This is a genomic window from Paenibacillus sp. FSL R5-0636 (genome assembly GCF_037974255.1).
Classification (GTDB): Bacteria; Bacillota; Bacilli; order Paenibacillales; family Paenibacillaceae; genus Paenibacillus_AQ; species Paenibacillus_AQ odorifer.
The window spans coordinates 4,527,933-4,544,664 of sequence record NZ_CP150232.1 but is presented as its reverse complement, the minus strand read 5'-3'; the positions used below and the strand labels follow the sequence as shown (position 1 = coordinate 4,544,664).

Here is a 16,732-nt window from a genome sequence, read left to right as displayed (position 1 = left end):
GTGGCTTTTGAGATACCTTTTTTATATCTATTGCAGAAGTGCAATTTCATTATTATGCTCTGGATGTAAATATGTTGAATTAGTGACATTTCGATTCTTGGACTCTTTTCTTTGTATATTATTGTATATAAAAGGAGTGGACATAGTAGTGAGAACAATCGGAATTGATTTAGGAACGACCTATAGTCTTGCTGCTTATTGGGACGGCAGTCAGGCTGTAATTATTCCCAATGTACTCGGGGAGCATGTAACACCCTCGATTGTTAGTGTAGATGCAGGGGGAGAAGTATTAGTTGGAAGAATCGCACAGGAACGACTGATTACACATCCACAGTTAACCGCCTCGACTTTTAAGCGCTTTATGGGATCAGCAAAGAAATATACGCTAGGTTCGATGACTTTTACTCCTGAAGAGTTATCTTCTTTTGTTCTGCGGTCACTGAAAGAGGACGCGGAAAATCATCTAGGTGAGTCCGTAACGAAAGCTATAATCAGTGTTCCGGCTTATTTCAATGATGTTCAGCGGAAAGCAACTAAGAAAGCGGCTGAGCTGGCTGGTTTACAAGTAGAACGGCTTATTAGTGAACCTACGGCGGCAGCACTCGCTTATGGCCTGCATCAGAATCAGGAGACTTCATTTCTTGTTTTTGATCTGGGTGGAGGAACCTTTGATGTGTCAATTCTGGAGCTTTTCGAAGGGGTAATGGATGTTAAGTCGATTGCCGGAGATAACTATCTTGGCGGGGAAGATTTCACAGAGATACTAGTGGCCTACTTTATCCAAAAGAATAAGCTGGACGCGGAATCGTTAACACCAATAACGAGGTCGATGTTGTATAAGCAGGCAGAGCAGAGTAAACGAATTCTTGGTACAGAGTCTGCTGCGACTATGCGGATAGTTATTAAAGAGGAAGAATACGTGCTGACTATAGATCGCTTAGAGCTTGAGCAATTGGTGCAACCGTTACTAATACGTCTAAGGCAGCCGATAGAAAGAGCATTGCGGGATGCTTCTTTGCAGCCTTCCGATCTGGATGGGATTGTGATGATTGGGGGTGCGACTAAAATGCCTCTGATTAAGCAAATTATCAGCCGTATGTTCGGGAAAATGCCTTATGCGAATATCAGCCCAGATGAGACCGTCGCACTTGGAGCTGCGGTTCAGGTAGCTCTGAAGCAGCGTGATCAAGCGCTGGATGAAATGATTTTGACGGACGTTTGCCCCTATACATTAGGGACCAGTGTTTTGCGTAGAGGTTCAAGCGGACAAACGTCATCTGGACATTACTTTCCGATCATTGAACGTAACACTCCGATTCCTGTTAGCCGGGTAGAACGTCTATATACAGCCGCAGATAATCAGAAGATCATAAGTGTGGATGTGTATCAGGGGGAGAGTCCTCGCGTTGAAAATAATCTTTTCCTAGGAGAAATGGAGTTTCAGATTCCGCAAGCACCTCGGGGAGAAGAAAGTATTGATGTCAGATATACATATGATGTGAATGGGATTCTTGAGGTGGAGGTTACAACAGTTTCAACAGGTCAGAAGCATCAGATGATCATCGAGCAAAATGCTGGTGCAATGACGAAAAAGCAAATTGAAGCTCGTTTACTGGAACTGCGGAGTATCAAAATTCATCCGCATGAGCGTACCGAGAACAGGCTTCTGCTTGCTAGAGGTGAGCGTTTATATGAAGAGGTGCTTGGGGACCAACGGAAGTTTATCGCACAGTGTCTGAAAGTATTCGAAGATGCTTTATATACTCAGAACGAGAAAGTGATTGAAAAAGCGGCACAAGCTTTCAATGAGCAATTGGCGGAAATTGAAGGGTGGTCATACTTCACATGACAATCTGGAGTATGTTGGAGATTGAACCCACAGATGAACTAGCTATCATCAAAAAGGCCTATGCCAAAAAACTGAAATCGCATCACCCCGAAGATGACCCTGAAGGATACCAGCAGCTTAGAGAAGCTTATGATACAGCTGTGAAATGGGCCCGCTCCGGGCAGCGTATAGCAAGCACTGTCCCTTCATTTGTAGGTGAGGATAAGAAAGAAATAGCGGAAGCAATATCAAAAGAAATAGAAGAAATGGTGATACAAGCAGAAAAAGTAATACGAGTAGATGAAGCTGAGGAGGAAGAAGGCGAGGAGGAAGAACAAGAAGTTGAGGAGGTAGACACCGAGGAAGAAGTAGAAGGGGCAACTTCTATACCGCATGAAAACGAGTGGGCGCTGTTTCGCCCTCTTCCCATCCAACTTGATGCTGATCTTCAAGAACAGCCAGCAGATATTTTTGACAGACAAATTAGGGAACTGTATGCGGATTTCTCGCGCCGGATTAAGCAAGCTTCGTGGCATTCACTTTTGAATGAAGATTTCATGTGGAGTATAGAGCATCGCGATCGGCTAAGGGATAAGCTTATGTTGTTCCTTGATCAGCATCGGAATTTGCCTCATGCCGTATGGGAGGCGTTGGATTCATTTTTTCATTTTCGTGAGGACAAGGAAATATTTCTTCAACGTTTTGATAAAAAGTTAGTCGAGTACATACTAGGGCAGGTCGACGGAAGTTTGGAGATGCGTTATGAGTGTTTCCTTTTGCAGGAGTCTCTTGAGTTCGACATAGAACACTATCTAAATCTGAGGCAATCCGCTCAATTCATGCTGATGGAGGATAAACATACTGAAGCTGGCCAACTCCTCGATGAAGCAAATAAGCTGTTTCAGAATGATCCGGATCTGCAATTAATGCGAGCTAAGTATTGTCTGGATACTGCTGATTATATGGAAGCGCTGGTGTGCTTGGACCGAGTAACCACTATGTGGCCTAACGAAAGAGACGGTTACTTATTAAGAGGGCGGCTTCTCTACTATTTGCAGCGTTATGAGGAAGCGATGAAGGATTGTGAATGTTTGTTGCAAGAGGATGCTGGAAATAGAGATGTGCAATGTTTAATTCTGGAATGTAAGATTGCATGTTCTCAAATTGAGGAAGCTCTTACACAAACGGAGACTAATGAGCCTAAAAAGGACGAGTTCATTCATTTTCGTTACCTTGCGAATAAGTCCATGTTGAACAACAAAAAACTGTATCCACAACGTCTTCGTATCTCTTCGCTCGTAACCATTGGAAAGAACATTATAAGGCCTATATTATTCTATCTATTGGTTTTCCTGAAATTAAGCTGGTTCTATATGTTGGTATATACCATATGTTATTTTTCAGTATCTGAGCTTCCCCCGCTTGTCAATGCAGTGTTCATTCTTATTATTCTATGGAAAATCAGGAACATTTGCAAAACAGCATACCTATTCTCGAACTAATATCAGGAGGCTCTATATGCTGAAGGAATACAATGTTAAGCAAAGAAAACGATTGGAAATGTATTTCCGCTGTCTTTCCTCTACCTGCATACGTGGTCTCTTAGGGAGATACTATGTGGTTTATGAGTTTGATTTCAGTAATGTCTTCTTCAAAAGAGGATTAATCAAAAATGCTTGTGAAAGATGGAATATCGAGGATGCTAACTCCTTTCATCGCCAGATTCGCTGGCTTCTAGAGGATGGCAACCGTGCAGAATATAGATCTTTACATGCTCGATTAGCCACACTTTCCGAAACCTCACGCAGTAAATATCTTGAGGCACATAAGGATCATGAGGATTTTGTTAATCTGAAGGTTGTTGCACAAGGAATACATCAGTTGCCTTCTGGTGACATTTCTGCTTTTGGGTTAGCTTGGGTAATTTATCTGAGCCGGATTGGTTATGTTGAGGATTATTTGAAGAAGGAAGAAGCCTGGGAATACAAAATAGAAGCAGCAAGGCAGCTACAAGAACGTTATAGCAGTTGGGCGGATTATTATATAGCCTATTCCTTGGGCAGCAAATTTTCATTAGTACAATCCGGCGGATTAGTTAATCTATTTGAGACGGGATTGCAGAAGCTCATGCGAAATAGCAGCATTCTATACAGGGAAGCCGTTTGGGGGCAAAATCTGCAGCCGGAAGCCACTTAGTCCGTACTTAGGTAATTAATACCTATTGAATACCTATAGAATACCTATCCCGTGTTGCTTAAGGACCCAGAGGACGCTATTTGCAGATTTATAGCCCTTTGAGCCGGTTTTCGGACTCCAGTGCAGCTATTCCTTGAGGAAGGGGTCTTTTGTGGTGTTTTTCATGTCAATAGTGGCTATGCGGTCCGTTAGGATTCCAAATGGGGGATAATGCAGCATATAAGGTCAGCTGTGTCCGATAGGCTATGTCGTAAGTGTAAATGTGATATAAGCAAACGAAGTTTAGTGTTACAACACGAGCAAAGGTTTCGCTCAACGGATCAGATCAAAGAGCAAGCTAAAAGTAAAACGCAGCAGTAAGACCAAACAGTAAAACCAAACAGTAAAACCAAACAGTAAAACCAAACAGTAAAACCAAACAGTAAAATCCAACAATAAACAATAAGACCCAACAGTAAAACCTAACAGTAAAATCCAACAGTAAACAATTAGACTAAACAGAAAATAGTAAGACTAAAACCCAACAGTAAAACTCAAAAGTGAATCACAAAAAAAGAGGGAGTTCCAGCTGCTATAACATAGCTTTTGGAATTCTCTCTTTTTGTGATGCCGGATTAATCTTGACAGGATCTGATATTTGTATATAATTGGAATAGACCGACGGTCGGTCAATAGAATGGAGGACGTTTCAGATGAGAATTTCCAAAGAAGCGGAAGAACGTAGAAATGAAATATTGGATACAGCAGAAATGCTGTTTTTTACGAAAGGGTATACCAAAACGACAGTGAATGATGTCTTGCAGGCTGTAGGTATTGCGAAGGGAACCTTCTACTATTATTTTAAATCGAAGGAAGAGGTCATGGATGCTGTAGTGCTGCGATTTATTGATGTTGGTGTAGCAACCGCTAAGCAAATTGCTGCAGATCCTAAGCTGACCGTTCATGAAAAGCTGCTGCAAATCATTATGGCGCAAAAGCCGGATACGGACAGAAAAAGCCAAATGATTGAGCAGTTCCATCAGGCTGATAATGCACAGCTGCACCAGAAAAGCTTGGTGGAAACCATTTTACGGCTAACTCCTGTTTTGACGGAGGTCATTGAGCAGGGCATAGAGGAGGGACTGTTTCACAATCCGTATCCCCGGGAGACGATGGAATTTCTATTGATCACCTCTCAATTTCTTTTTGATGAAGGTATATTCAAGTGGCAGCCTGAGGAAATCATCCAGAAGATAAGAGCTTTTATCTATACGATGGAAATTACGCTGGGGGCGGAGAAGGGCAGCTTCGACTATGTGTTTCAAATGTTTGAGTAGGGGAGAGGGAATATTCTGAACAACAAATCCTTCGGAAATTTTATGATCATTTGGATGGGGGAGTGGATATCCAGTATTGGCAGCGGGTTGACGGCTTTCACCTTAGGGGTTTATGTGTTCCAGATGACGCAGACTGCCTCTAGCGTGGCACTTTTAACCTTATGTGCTTTTCTCCCTTCCATTGTGCTCAGTCCTTTTGGCGGCGTGTTAGCGGATCGGTTTGATCGTCGATTGATGATGATAGCAGGGGATTTGTTATCTGCTTTTGGACTAGTATATGTTCTCATCATCATGCTGCTGGGTGAACCTCATTTATGGCAGATTTGTCTAGGCGTGACGTTTAGTTCGATTTTTGTATCCTTGCTTGAACCTGCCTACAAGGCTACCATTACAGATTTATTAACAGAGAAGCAATTTGCCAAGGCCAGTGGTTTAGTTCAGCTTGCTGCGTCCTCAAAATATCTTCTTTCCCCTATCCTTGCCGGGATTTTGCTTAGCTTTATGGATATAAAAACTATCCTGCTTATAGATATCTCAACCTTTCTAGTTACAGTTCTTGCAGTGATGGCTGTTCGCAGGAATCTACATACTGAACACAGAGTCCCAACGAATCAGTCGTTTGTAAAAGATTTGAAGGAGGGCTGGGATGCTCTTATTTACACGAAAGGTGTACTGCAGCTTACGATCATTTTGTCTGTCGTTACTTTTTATGTGGGTTTTCTCCAAACCTTATATACGCCTATGCTTCTACCCTTTACGGATACGAAAACTCTAGGCACGGTATTGTCTGTAAGTGCTATAGGGATGTTGCTCGGCAGTCTGATTATTGGAGTTTTTAGCATCGATCGTAAATATATCAAAGTATTAGCGCTCGGCCTAGGATTCGCCGGTTTGTTTTTTTCTTTGGTGGGACTGACCACGAATGTTGCTTTTATTACAGCTGCTGGATTTTTATTTTTTGCAACGTTGCCTTTTGTTAATACCAGTGCTGACGTTATGATTCGCAACCATATCCCAAATGACACACAGGGGCGGGCATGGGGGATCATTGGCATTTTATCACAACTCGGTTATGTGGCTGCGTATGCTTTTGCTGGCATATTGGCTGATCAAGTGTTTAATCCTCTTTTGCGAGAGGGAGGTCTGCTTACTTCATCAGTAGGTAAGGTGATAGGCACAGGGGAAGGACGGGGAATCGGCTTATTATTTATCATCTCTGGTTTGCTCATCATTATTATGGCATTTGTGATCCCCCGAATGAAATCCATTCGCTGCCTTGAACATGAATAATTAAACGAATTAAAAACCATAAAGGAAAGAAACGAAGAGAAAGTTTGGAACTGTAGGAGCGATAGCGACCGCCTTTGTCTCCGGAAGTCCAAATTTTCGCGCAGTGACACTAATTCTAGTGATTATCTGTAGGTGGATTCAACTAAGGAGAGGAGAAGGCCCGTCAATGCTGCTACGAATTGTAAAAAGAGACCTTCAACGCAATAAAATCATTACCTTCGGATTATTTGTGTTTATCATGTTATCGGCTTTGCTTGTTGCTTCTGCGTCGCAAGTGATTATGGAGTTGTCGGGGTCCTTGAATCAGCTATTGATTAAATCCAAAGCCCCTCATTTCGTGCAGATGCACGCAGGACAAATTGACAGCTCAGCAATCGAGAGCTTTACAGCTACTAATCCACTGGTGAAAGATCAACAAACCGTAGAGATGCTTAACTTGGATGGATCTAACGTTTATCTAGGCAGTAACCAAGGCTCGGAAGCAAACAGCGTGATGGATATCGGCTTTGTAGAGCAGAATCCTTCGTTTGATTTGCTGCTGAATTTAGAGAACAAGGTGATTGAGGTATCGGCAGGAGAAATCGCTGTCCCCATTTATTATATGAAGCAAAAGAATTTGAAAATCGGCGACGTAGTTAGCATTCTAGGTGAACAGTTCGATAAAAAGTTTGTGATTACTGATTTTGTAAGGGATGTCCAAATGAATCCAGCCATGGTCAGCTCCAAACGATTTGTCGTAAATACTGCTGACTTCATAGCGCTGAGACAGAAGCTGGGTGAACCTGAATACCTGATTGAATTTCAGCTTACGGATCTATCCAAGCTCAATGATTTCCGCAATGAGTATCAATCCTCAAATCTGCCCAATAAAGGCCCCTCTATTGACTATCCTTTATTTAAAACGCTGAATGCACTGACGGATGGGATTATCGCAGTTGTTATTATTTTGGTAAGTGTTCTGCTGATGCTGATTGCTATTTTATGTCTCAGATTTACGATGATCGCTACCTTGGAAGAGGATTACAGAGAGATAGGTGTCATGAAAGCGATTGGGATCACGCAGCAAGATATTCGCAGCATTTATTTAGCAAAATATATCGTGATGGCAGCCGTCGCCTCTGTATGTGGATATTTACTATCTTTAGGTGTGGTGCGTTTGTTTACAGCCAATATTACTTTGTATTTGGGCGTTGCTCCTGCCAGTATCCTTCAATATTTTGTTCCTGTCCTGGCGGTAGGTTTGATCTTTGGAGTTGTTGTATTCTTTTGCCGGATGATTCTTAGACGCTTTAATCGCATCACGGTTGTAGAAGCTTTACGGTCAGGTACGAGGGGTGAAGCAAGGATTAACACAAGCAGATTTTCACTTAGTAAGCGTAAATTTGTTAACGTGAATGCTTTTCTCGGGGTAAAAGATGTTTACGGGCGCTTCACCATGTACGGATTATTGTTCTTCGTATTTGTGATCAGTTTGTTTATCGTTCTAGTGCCAGTGAATATATTGAATACCCTTCAGTCTCCCCGGTTTGTTTCTTATATGGGCGTCGGTCAGAGCGATATTCGTATAGATTTGCAGCAATCGAACCAAATAGAGAAGCGTTTTAATGAGATGATAACCAAGCTTGAAAATGACCCGGACATCTCTAAATTATCTCCACTGATTACTTCTAGATTTAAGGTATTAGGTAGTGATGGTGTATGGGAATCGCTAAATGTTGAAACCGGTGACTTTACTATTTTTCCGCTCTCGTATGTTAATGGAGGAACTCCTAGCAGTGCAAGTGAGATCGCTCTTTCTGACCTGAACGCCAAGGAACTGAATAAAAAGGTGGGGGATACCGTTCTTTTAGAGGTTGCTGGGGTGGCAAAAAAATTGACTGTTAGCGGGATCTATCAGGATATAACTAATGGTGGCCGAACCGCAAAATCGCAATTGCCATATGATCCGAAGACGGTTCTCTGGTATGTAGTAGCTTTGGATGTGAACCCGGGAATTTCCGTCCAGGCAAAAATGGATCAGTACACCAATTTATTTTATCCAGCAAAAATCACTCATCTGCAAAGCTATTTAGCTCAGACATTAGGAAATACAATTCGCCAATTGAAGCTAGTTACAGGCTTATCCATCGTTATCGCATTTTCGATTTCGGTATTGATTACCTCTTTATTTTTGAAAATGCTGCTTGCCAAGGATTCTTCGCAAACCGCTATTTTGAGAAGTGTTGGCTTTACGTTAGGAGATATTCGTAGGCAATACCTGGTAAGGATGCTGTTAATATCAGGGCTGGGCGTCATTCTTGGTACTTTTGCGGCTAACACTCTCGGGCAAAAAATTGCTCAAATGCTAGGCTCTTTTATGGGTGCTTCTAAGATACAGTTTGTAGTCAATCCGGCGGTAGCCTATCTTATTCTTCCTATACTTTTCATGCTGATTGTAGCGCTCACCACCGTAACAAGCACGACTTCAATGAGAAAATCCAGTATAGCCAAACTAATTGTCGAATGATAGGAGGTGACAGAATGTTCATATTAGAGACGAAGGGGTTAAAAAAAAGTTATTCAACAGGGCAAGGAACTCCGCAGTCGATATTAAAGGATGTTCAGCTTCAGGTGTCACAGGGGGAATTCATAGCTGTCATGGGACCTTCTGGTTCAGGAAAATCAACATTGCTGTATACGATCAGCGGGATGGATAAGTTGACAGCGGGAAGTGTTGTTTTTAAAGGGCAGGAGATCAGCGGAGTTTCAGAGAACGAATTAGCCGGACTGCGCTTAAAGCATATGGGCTTTATTTTTCAGCAAATGCATCTGTTAAAAAACTTGAATATCCGCGACAATATCATCCTGTCTGCTTATCGGGCGAGAACCAGCAGCCGTAGAACTATCAATAAAAGAGCAGCCGAGTTAATGAACAAAACAGGAATTGCTACGCTGGCTGAACGTGATATTACACAGGTCTCAGGAGGACAATTGCAAAGAGCAGCAATCTGCAGAGCACTCATTAATCAGCCAGATATATTGTTTGGCGATGAGCCAACCGGGGCGCTTAACTCAAAAGCAGCTAGTGAAATCATGGACATATTAGCAGATATTAATCAATCAGGAACAACGCTTATAATCGCCACACATGATGCCAAAGTCGCTGCTCAAGCTGAGCGTGTCTTATATATGCTAGATGGCAGCATTGCAGCTGAGCAACGGCTTGGAAAATATAATCGCGTAGATGGTGAATTGAAAAGGCGGGAGGAGAAGCTTGCGGCCTGGCTATTAAAGCTGGGATTCTGATTGGGGATCTAGGATCATACCCATAACGTTTCTCATACACTATCCAGAAAGGAGTTATGAACCTTATGGATAGAAACTGCAAACTAAGCAATGTGACACAAGCTTATCTGAATGCTTATTATAATATTCTAAATACCATGATTAGAAGAATGACATGTGTTCCGCTATCGTGTAGTATATCAGACACCTTTATTCAACAGATGATACCGCATCATATCGCAGCTATTGAGATGTCTCGTAATATTCTTAAATACACGACCAATCTTGAAATACAGCGTATTGCTACAAGTATCATTTCAGCACAAACCAAAAGTATCTCCAATATGCAAGCTATCCAGTGCAAATGTAGAATGCTGACGAATACAGATTTTGAACGATCTCAATACATGAAGAAATTCGAGCAAATAACGCAAACGATGTTCTCAGAAATGGGATCGGCAACTGTAACCAACGGAGTGAATGCGAATTTTGTACGAGAGATGATACCCCATCATGAGGGCGCTGTACGAATGTCAAACAACGTTTTACAGTTTAATATCTGCCCAGCACTAAAACCTATTTTATATGCAATAATAACCACTCAATGCGAAGGCATTAAACAATTAAAAAAACTATTAACGCACCTCGATCATTGCTGATATAAACCGAACAAAAAAGCAATTGCCCCGGCACATCCGGATAACTGCAATTGCTTTTTTATTCACTTACTAATTCTTTAGAAAGCTTACGGCACTACGTAGATATTGGGTTTAGACACAGTGGGCATACCGTTGCCTAGGAAAAATCCTGTGTGCGGAGGTTGATTGTAAGCTGTATTCTGCCAGGCAATGCTCAACCGATATACTGGATCATGCATTAAGGTATATATTTTATTAGTGGTGATGTTCGTAGTTGTATAGATTCGTAGAGCCGAGTTATCGGACTTTCTCCAGATAGCCTCTTCGCGCCAGTCTCCAAGCAGGTCGGCCTGTAGGCTTGGCGTTGCTTTGGTACTATTGTTGGATGCTACGCTCGCTCCGGTTAATAAATTGGTAACGGAGTTGCTTGCAGGGTTCCATTTATCAATCTTGACACCATCCAGCAGTTCGCGGGACAAGTCGCCATCCCACCAAATTCCAAAATTCACAGAAGGCATTGTGCTGCTTATTTTGGTGCCTGTAATGGAGTATAGGCCAACGCCGTGAGCCCATACCTCTTCCCCGGGATAATTGGGATCAATATCGGCAGCCATCCCCCGGCCGGTATCTTTTCCCGTGTATACACCCCATAAGACCGTCCCGTTTGCAGCATCCCATACCGCAGCGCCATAGGGAGAACTAGTATTTTCCATGACTTTAAAAACTTCGAGACCGGGGCGGTTCGGATTTAAATCGCCTACATGCAGCGCGTCTCCATGACCCAGCCCTGTATTGTATAAGGTCGCACCGTTATTATCAATGGTTAAGGCACCATAAATGATCTCATCCTTACCATCGTTATCCACATCGGCTACACTTAAGCTATGATTACCTTGACCGGCGGTTCCAGCATTGGTGGAGCTATTGCTATCAAAGGTCCATTTACGAGTCAAAGCACTGCCATTCCAGTCAAAAGCTACAACGACTGTGCGTGTATAATAACCACGTGCCATAATGATGCTTGGATGTACTCCATCCAGATAGGCTACTCCTGCTAAAAAGCGGTCTACTCGATTGCCGTAATTGTCACCCCAACTGGATACCGTTCCTCTGGCAGGAACATAATCAATTGTGGTTAAGGCTTTCCCCGTTTGTCCGGAAAATACACTCAGATATTCAGGTCCGGTCAGGATATATCCACTGGAATTGCGATAATCTGCACTTGCGTTTCCAATGGTTACGCCAACTCCGTCAACCGTACCGTCTGCTGTTTTGCAGACTACTTCGGCTTTACCATCACCATTGAAATCATAGACTAGAAATTGAGTGTAATGTGCGCCAGCCCGAATATTTTTGCCCAGATCAATTCGCCATAGCCGAGTTCCATTCAGCTTATAGGCATCCAGATAGACGTTGCCAGTATAGCCACTTTGCGAGTTGTCTTTGGAATTGGAAGGATCCCACTTCAATACGATTTCATATTCCCCGTCACCGTCTAAGTCACCCACGCTGGCATCATTGGCACTATAGGTATAACTTACGCCATCTGGCGTAGTGCCGCCAGCCGGAATCTGAATTGGAACGTCCAAATAATTGTTGGCCCATACATTTGCTGCTGGAGAATCAGATTGCTCAATACCGCCAACGATTGCTCGAACTGTATAGCTAGACGAAGCTGTGCCGGCGTTATCCTGATAATTCGTGCTGTCCGTGATTGGGGTAACGTTTACTTTTGTGCCATTGCGGTATAAATTAAAAGAAACCGACAGTTCTTCTGTTCCGAGTAGCCGCCAGCTCACAAATACACCGCTGGATACCTTCACTGCTACTAGTCCCCGATTTAGCTTTTCCGCTTGCCGGGCAGCTGCTGCCGACACAGAGGAAAGAGAGCCAAAAGCTGCCGTCCCTAACGTAAAGACTAAAAACCAAATGATTACAAGATATCCTGACTGATGTAACCGCTTACTCATTAACGAAGCCTCCTTTTCATTTTTGGTTCACGAGGGTTACACAGGATGTCATAGTGAACAGTACATAATATTTCATATAGATAAAAATATGTTTTAAATTTACTTGAACCATTTTAAATGAGTACGACTTTACTCACACAGAAAGGAATACATAACATGGAAAATATAAGCTATAATTTAAAATTCGCAACACTTTGTGCCAAATATAATCTGGGTCTGTTGATGAATGAACCTGAACCGATAACAGGTGGACTCTTGCACAGAATGTATCGCCTGCAAACGGATAAAGCGCAATACGCAGTAAAGGCCTTAAATCCTCAAATTATGCAACGAGATACAGCAATGTCCAATTATATTTTTTCTGAAATGGTTGCGAACCTGGCTTATCAAAAGGGGATCCATGCTGTTCCGGCAATCGTATCTAATGGCAGTAGTATGCACGAGGTTGAGGGGCAATTTTATTTATTGTTTCCATGGGTTCAGGGGACGGCATTACCTCCAGGCATAATAGATTTAGATTGTTGTAAAAAGATTGGGGCAATTCTTGCGCAGCTCCACAATATTGATTTCTCACAGGGAACGGATGAGCATCACTTTGAAACGCTTATAGCGTCTAATGGTTCAGTTGCCAATTGGAAAGAGCTTGCTCTCAAAGGAGAGCAGCAGGGTATAGAATGGTCAAGCTTGCTAGCAGATCACCTGCATAAGATAGAGAATTGGGAGGCATTGATTCATTCTTCAGCGAGTCTATTGACGAATCAATATGTTATCAGCCATCGGGATTTAGACCCCAAAAATGTCTTGTGGGATGAGCGGCAAGCTCCAATAATAATCGATTGGGAAGCAGCAGGACCTATTCATCCGACGTTAGAGCTGATAGATGTAGCTTTATATTGGTCAGGTTCTGAATCGGGAGATTTAAGCAAAAAGGCATTCTCAAATTTGATTAGCAGCTATCTGGAGCATGGCGGAAAGATTTATGCGGATTGGCAGGTTGTGCTTAACTATTGCTTTTTGGGAAAATTAGAATGGTTAGCTTACAATATCAGACGTTCGCTAGGACTGGAGAGCTCGGATGACGCAGAACGGGAGCTGGGTACTCGTGAGGTAATCCGTACGATTAATGCAGTACACGACTACGCTGATTTTATTCCACAATGTTTATTATGGTTGGGAGATTTAGATAACCGTCACTACCTTTGGTGAGGAACATTTAGCAGGCCAACCTGCCAGGGAGTTTTATCGGAAATTTGGATTTAGTCCTTTGCAGGAATATGTTCCCGATGGACCGGAAGGGGGTTCACGCCAAAAGTTTAAACTGACTGTAAGTTAAAAAGGAGGACTTATGAAGAAGTTTATAGTTATATCTGGCGTCTCGCTATTTTTGCTGGCGATTTCTTTTAACCCATTGTTCAACTATATACGTGAAAACAGGCAGGAAAGCAGATATGACTCCATGGGATGAAGAGGAGAAAGCCCCGCCTGGTGATATTGTCAAAGTTCAGTTCTTATTAAATGATCAAAAAATCTCCACCCCTGATGAAATATGGCTATCCAATCGGGACAGAGGCAGCAGATATTTTTCGTGGATAGATATTCTCACAGTAAAGGACCGAAAGACTGGTGAGGAACAAGTAAGTATAGTCCAAAGACTGACCGATGATAGTCAACCCATGGAAACAAGAAAATGGAAAATCATCACGATTGCACAAAACGGAGAAGTAGACGAAGAGGTTCTCAGCTATGCGCAAAGAAGCATCAATCATTTAGGTGTCAAGCTAATCGAGTTCTCCGGTACCTCCCTTATGGGTATGGGATATTATTCAGATGTTACTAAGGCCTATCCTAGTATTTTCTTCCCACTCCTATTTCCGTTTCTAACTGGAATAGCGGGTCTCCTGTTATTGATTTTTCTGGTTGTTCTATTACTGTTTGAGCTTTATCTTAGACGCGTTATTAGAAAAAGAAGGCGATAAAGAACACAGGATACATTCTGAAATTACTTGTAGTTTCGAATTACCTTTAATTTAGTGATAGTTGATAAGGCAAACAGCAGCAGTAAGACTCCGATTGAACCCATGACAGGACCAGGGCTGAAGAGATCAGACAAGAACGAGACAGCAGTAAGACCAATGGATGGGGCTACACTCATGATAGAACCTAATACACCGAACACCCTACCCTGGATGTCTTCTGAAACTTCCAGCCTAAGGATTGTATTAATCAGCAACGTGGAGAATGAGAACATGAAGCCAATCACAAGAATGATAGGAATGGCAATCGCAGCGGAAGTGACGAATGATAACAGGAGGTACAGGGGACCGAGACATAGCAGTCCAGTCATAATAAGGAAACCTCTGTTTTTCAATTTGGAGCCAAGCAGCAAGATCAGTCCGGACCCGATCATATAACCAAGTGGAATACAGGCTTCAATAAGTCCAAACTGAAAGGGAGTGGAATCCCACACTTTGACGGCCATAACCTGCGTCAACATCAGGGAGGGGACAAAAAATAAGGTTAAGGTAGGAAGCATAATCATAACGGCGCGTGCGAAAGGATACCTCCAAATATAGCGAATTCCATCAACCAGATCCTGTGTGAATTTCCGTTCTTTCTTGGGTGCGTTATTTAATTGAGTTGGCAAAGGAAGGGAGCGAACTGCTAAAACGAGCAGAAAGGAGAGGAAAAATGTAGCTCCATCAAATAAAATAGCGTCGGCTGCTCCAAAACTCGCTACGAAAATACCACCGGCTGAATAACCAATAGTACGGCAGATGTTTTCAGACAAGTTCAACAATCCTACCGCTTTTTGTAGATGTTCTTTACCAACAACAGTAGTGATAGAAGCTTGGTATGCCGGGGACTGGAATAAAGCTGAAACGGTCGTAAGACCCGTCAGTATAGCGACTATAATGAACGATGTAGAGGGCAGGGAAATGGCTAAAGCAAGTGTCACTACGAGTCCGCAACTTATCAGATCGGTGATCAGCATGAGGGTTCGACGATTGACCCTATCCGCAAAAGTTCCCCCTATCGATCCAAGTAAAGAACTGAGCACTAAATTGATTATCGTGATGATGGCAATCATTTTGGCGCTGCCGGTCGTTTGCAGTACCCATAAACTTAAAGCAATACTATGAAAAGTGTTACCGAATAAGGAAATGGAGTACGAACTGAGTAGCAGCAGGAATCTCCGATTTCCCCAAAGAGAGGGATGAGCTTGAACAGCAGGGGGAACTTGTTTCACTAATAAAGGACCAGACATAAGTTATGCTCCCTTCAACTTAAACGCTTAAGTGAATAGCCAAAAAAATTATTCTACAAAATAACAATTATTTTTTTGTGCGGAGTAGTCAGAATGATGCAATAATTTGTCCATTAGTTCAAATGCAGTAGCCGCTTTATCCCCTGTGAAAATGAATTTATGAACGTCATCGCCTAATATTTCCGGACAATTGCAGGTGCAAAGCACAGAGAGTTGTTCGAACCTCCCGTTTTTTTCAACGTAACTTCCAATAAACTCATTAATGACAATGGCCTCTTTATAGCCCCCCTCCTGTAAGAATGTATTTAATTTCTCCAAATTGACAACGGTGAATATCGCTTCTTCAGGTAATGGAATACTGTCCTGAATAAAACGGGTGAGGAAAGAGTTATTGAAGCTCTCCATAATTAAACATACCTGTGAAAGGTCCTGTGGTTTTACCTTTTGTAGAGCTGCTCGATAGTTGAAAAGGACCTGCTTAAAGAGTTTATCTTCAATCATGCTGTCGATCAGAATCAAAGGAATTCCTTCTACAAAATGCTTGGAGATCGAATAAAAGGCTTCCTCGCGCACATCGATCAGAAATACAGCCTCCAGCTTTCTTTCTACGATAATATCCAAAGAAGGCTGGTCAACATCAAGTGAATATAGCAGCGTATGGTAACCAGCATTTGTTAACCGTTGTTCCAAGGCATGTATAAATGAGAACTGGGCATGGAGCTTCCAGTGTGGGGTATGGGCTGAGGTGTTAACGAGCACACCTACCAATCCTGTTTTCTGATTCGCAAGTGAACGTGCCGCCAGATTGGGTATGTAGTGTAGTTCCTCGGCAAGCTGAAGAATCTGCTGGCGCGTTTTCTCAGGAATGGTTTGGTTGCCGACACGATTCAGAACATAGCTCACTGTTGCGACGGAGACATTGGCACGAAGTGCGATGTCCTTCATGGTTGTCTTTTTCACCAGTA

The 16,732-nt window shown here is 42.6% G+C and carries 13 protein-coding genes; 10 read left to right on the top strand and 3 right to left on the bottom strand.

Annotated features, from left to right (window positions below):
- The first annotated feature begins 148 nt into the window (after positions 1-148).
- The 8 genes from MKX34_RS20705 to MKX34_RS20670 all read left to right on the top strand — a co-directional run bounded on the left by MKX34_RS20705 (position 149) and on the right by MKX34_RS20670 (position 10,553).
- Entirely contained in the window at positions 149-1,849 is a 1,701-nt protein-coding gene (locus MKX34_RS20705; protein ID WP_076297676.1) for a molecular chaperone HscC, read from the top strand.
- Positions 1,846-3,330, top strand: coding sequence for a J domain-containing protein (locus MKX34_RS20700; RefSeq protein WP_076297675.1), 1,485 nt, complete (start codon positions 1,846-1,848; stop codon positions 3,328-3,330). Before MKX34_RS20705 ends, MKX34_RS20700 begins: the two co-directional genes overlap by 4 nt.
- A gap of 16 nt (positions 3,331-3,346) precedes the next feature.
- Positions 3,347-4,024 (top strand): DUF1266 domain-containing protein, encoded by a 678-nt coding sequence (locus MKX34_RS20695; protein ID WP_076100182.1) that lies wholly within the window; start codon positions 3,347-3,349, stop codon positions 4,022-4,024.
- A 692-nt stretch (positions 4,025-4,716) separates the two neighbouring features.
- Complete coding sequence (locus MKX34_RS20690; protein WP_076141075.1) at positions 4,717-5,340, top strand: TetR/AcrR family transcriptional regulator; 624 nt, start codon at positions 4,717-4,719, stop codon at positions 5,338-5,340.
- A 42-nt stretch (positions 5,341-5,382) separates the two neighbouring features.
- Positions 5,383-6,630 (top strand): MFS transporter, encoded by a 1,248-nt coding sequence (locus tag MKX34_RS20685; RefSeq protein ID WP_178944158.1) that lies wholly within the window; start codon positions 5,383-5,385, stop codon positions 6,628-6,630.
- 166 nt (positions 6,631-6,796) lie between these two features.
- Positions 6,797-9,136 carry an FtsX-like permease family protein gene (locus MKX34_RS20680; protein ID WP_076297674.1) on the top strand — a complete coding sequence of 780 codons (2,340 nt, stop codon included), beginning with the start codon at positions 6,797-6,799 and terminating at the stop codon, positions 9,134-9,136.
- Positions 9,137-9,150: 14 nt separating this feature from the next.
- Positions 9,151-9,915 (top strand): ABC transporter ATP-binding protein, encoded by a 765-nt coding sequence (locus tag MKX34_RS20675; protein ID WP_076297673.1) that lies wholly within the window; start codon positions 9,151-9,153, stop codon positions 9,913-9,915.
- Between the two features lie 65 nt (positions 9,916-9,980).
- Positions 9,981-10,553, top strand: coding sequence for a DUF305 domain-containing protein (locus tag MKX34_RS20670; protein WP_076297672.1), 573 nt, complete (start codon positions 9,981-9,983; stop codon positions 10,551-10,553).
- 86 nt (positions 10,554-10,639) lie between these two features.
- Here the strand turns inward: MKX34_RS20670 and MKX34_RS20665 are convergent, their stop codons facing one another.
- A complete protein-coding gene (locus tag MKX34_RS20665; RefSeq protein ID WP_162164293.1) occupies positions 10,640-12,502 on the bottom strand; it encodes a rhamnogalacturonan lyase in 1,863 nt (620 codons plus the stop codon).
- A gap of 156 nt (positions 12,503-12,658) precedes the next feature.
- Between MKX34_RS20665 and MKX34_RS20660 the strand changes: the two genes are divergently transcribed.
- Positions 12,659-13,708 (top strand): phosphotransferase, encoded by a 1,050-nt coding sequence (locus tag MKX34_RS20660; protein WP_036688963.1) that lies wholly within the window; start codon positions 12,659-12,661, stop codon positions 13,706-13,708.
- A gap of 218 nt (positions 13,709-13,926) precedes the next feature.
- The gene (locus tag MKX34_RS20655; RefSeq protein ID WP_141118457.1) at positions 13,927-14,478 is read left to right on the top strand and encodes a hypothetical protein; all 552 of its coding nucleotides are present in this window, start codon (positions 13,927-13,929) and stop codon (positions 14,476-14,478) included.
- 23 nt (positions 14,479-14,501) lie between these two features.
- Here the strand turns inward: MKX34_RS20655 and MKX34_RS20650 are convergent, their stop codons facing one another.
- Both MKX34_RS20650 and MKX34_RS20645 read right to left on the bottom strand, forming a co-directional pair.
- Complete coding sequence (locus MKX34_RS20650; RefSeq protein ID WP_339203292.1) at positions 14,502-15,749, bottom strand: MFS transporter; 1,248 nt, start codon at positions 15,747-15,749, stop codon at positions 14,502-14,504.
- Between the two features lie 66 nt (positions 15,750-15,815).
- Positions 15,816-16,727 carry a LacI family DNA-binding transcriptional regulator gene (locus tag MKX34_RS20645; RefSeq protein ID WP_076100191.1) on the bottom strand — a complete coding sequence of 304 codons (912 nt, stop codon included), beginning with the start codon at positions 16,725-16,727 and terminating at the stop codon, positions 15,816-15,818.
- Between the last annotated feature and the right edge of the window lie 5 nt (positions 16,728-16,732).

What these genes read in the sequence shown, in the direction of transcription:
- MKX34_RS20700 (WP_076297675.1), top strand. Translation starts at nt 1,846, where the DNA reads ATGACAATCTGGAGTATGTTGGAGATTGAACCCACAGATGAACTAGCT.
- MKX34_RS20695 (WP_076100182.1), top strand. Translation starts at nt 3,347, where the DNA reads ATGCTGAAGGAATACAATGTTAAGCAAAGAAAACGATTGGAAATGTAT.
- MKX34_RS20690 (WP_076141075.1), top strand. Translation starts at nt 4,717, where the DNA reads ATGAGAATTTCCAAAGAAGCGGAAGAACGTAGAAATGAAATATTGGAT.
- MKX34_RS20685 (WP_178944158.1), top strand. Translation starts at nt 5,383, where the DNA reads ATGATCATTTGGATGGGGGAGTGGATATCCAGTATTGGCAGCGGGTTG.
- MKX34_RS20680 (WP_076297674.1), top strand. Translation starts at nt 6,797, where the DNA reads ATGCTGCTACGAATTGTAAAAAGAGACCTTCAACGCAATAAAATCATT.
- MKX34_RS20675 (WP_076297673.1), top strand. Translation starts at nt 9,151, where the DNA reads ATGTTCATATTAGAGACGAAGGGGTTAAAAAAAAGTTATTCAACAGGG.
- MKX34_RS20670 (WP_076297672.1), top strand. Translation starts at nt 9,981, where the DNA reads ATGGATAGAAACTGCAAACTAAGCAATGTGACACAAGCTTATCTGAAT.
- MKX34_RS20665 (WP_162164293.1), bottom strand. Translation starts at nt 12,502, where the DNA reads ATGAGTAAGCGGTTACATCAGTCAGGATATCTTGTAATCATTTGGTTT.
- MKX34_RS20660 (WP_036688963.1), top strand. Translation starts at nt 12,659, where the DNA reads ATGGAAAATATAAGCTATAATTTAAAATTCGCAACACTTTGTGCCAAA.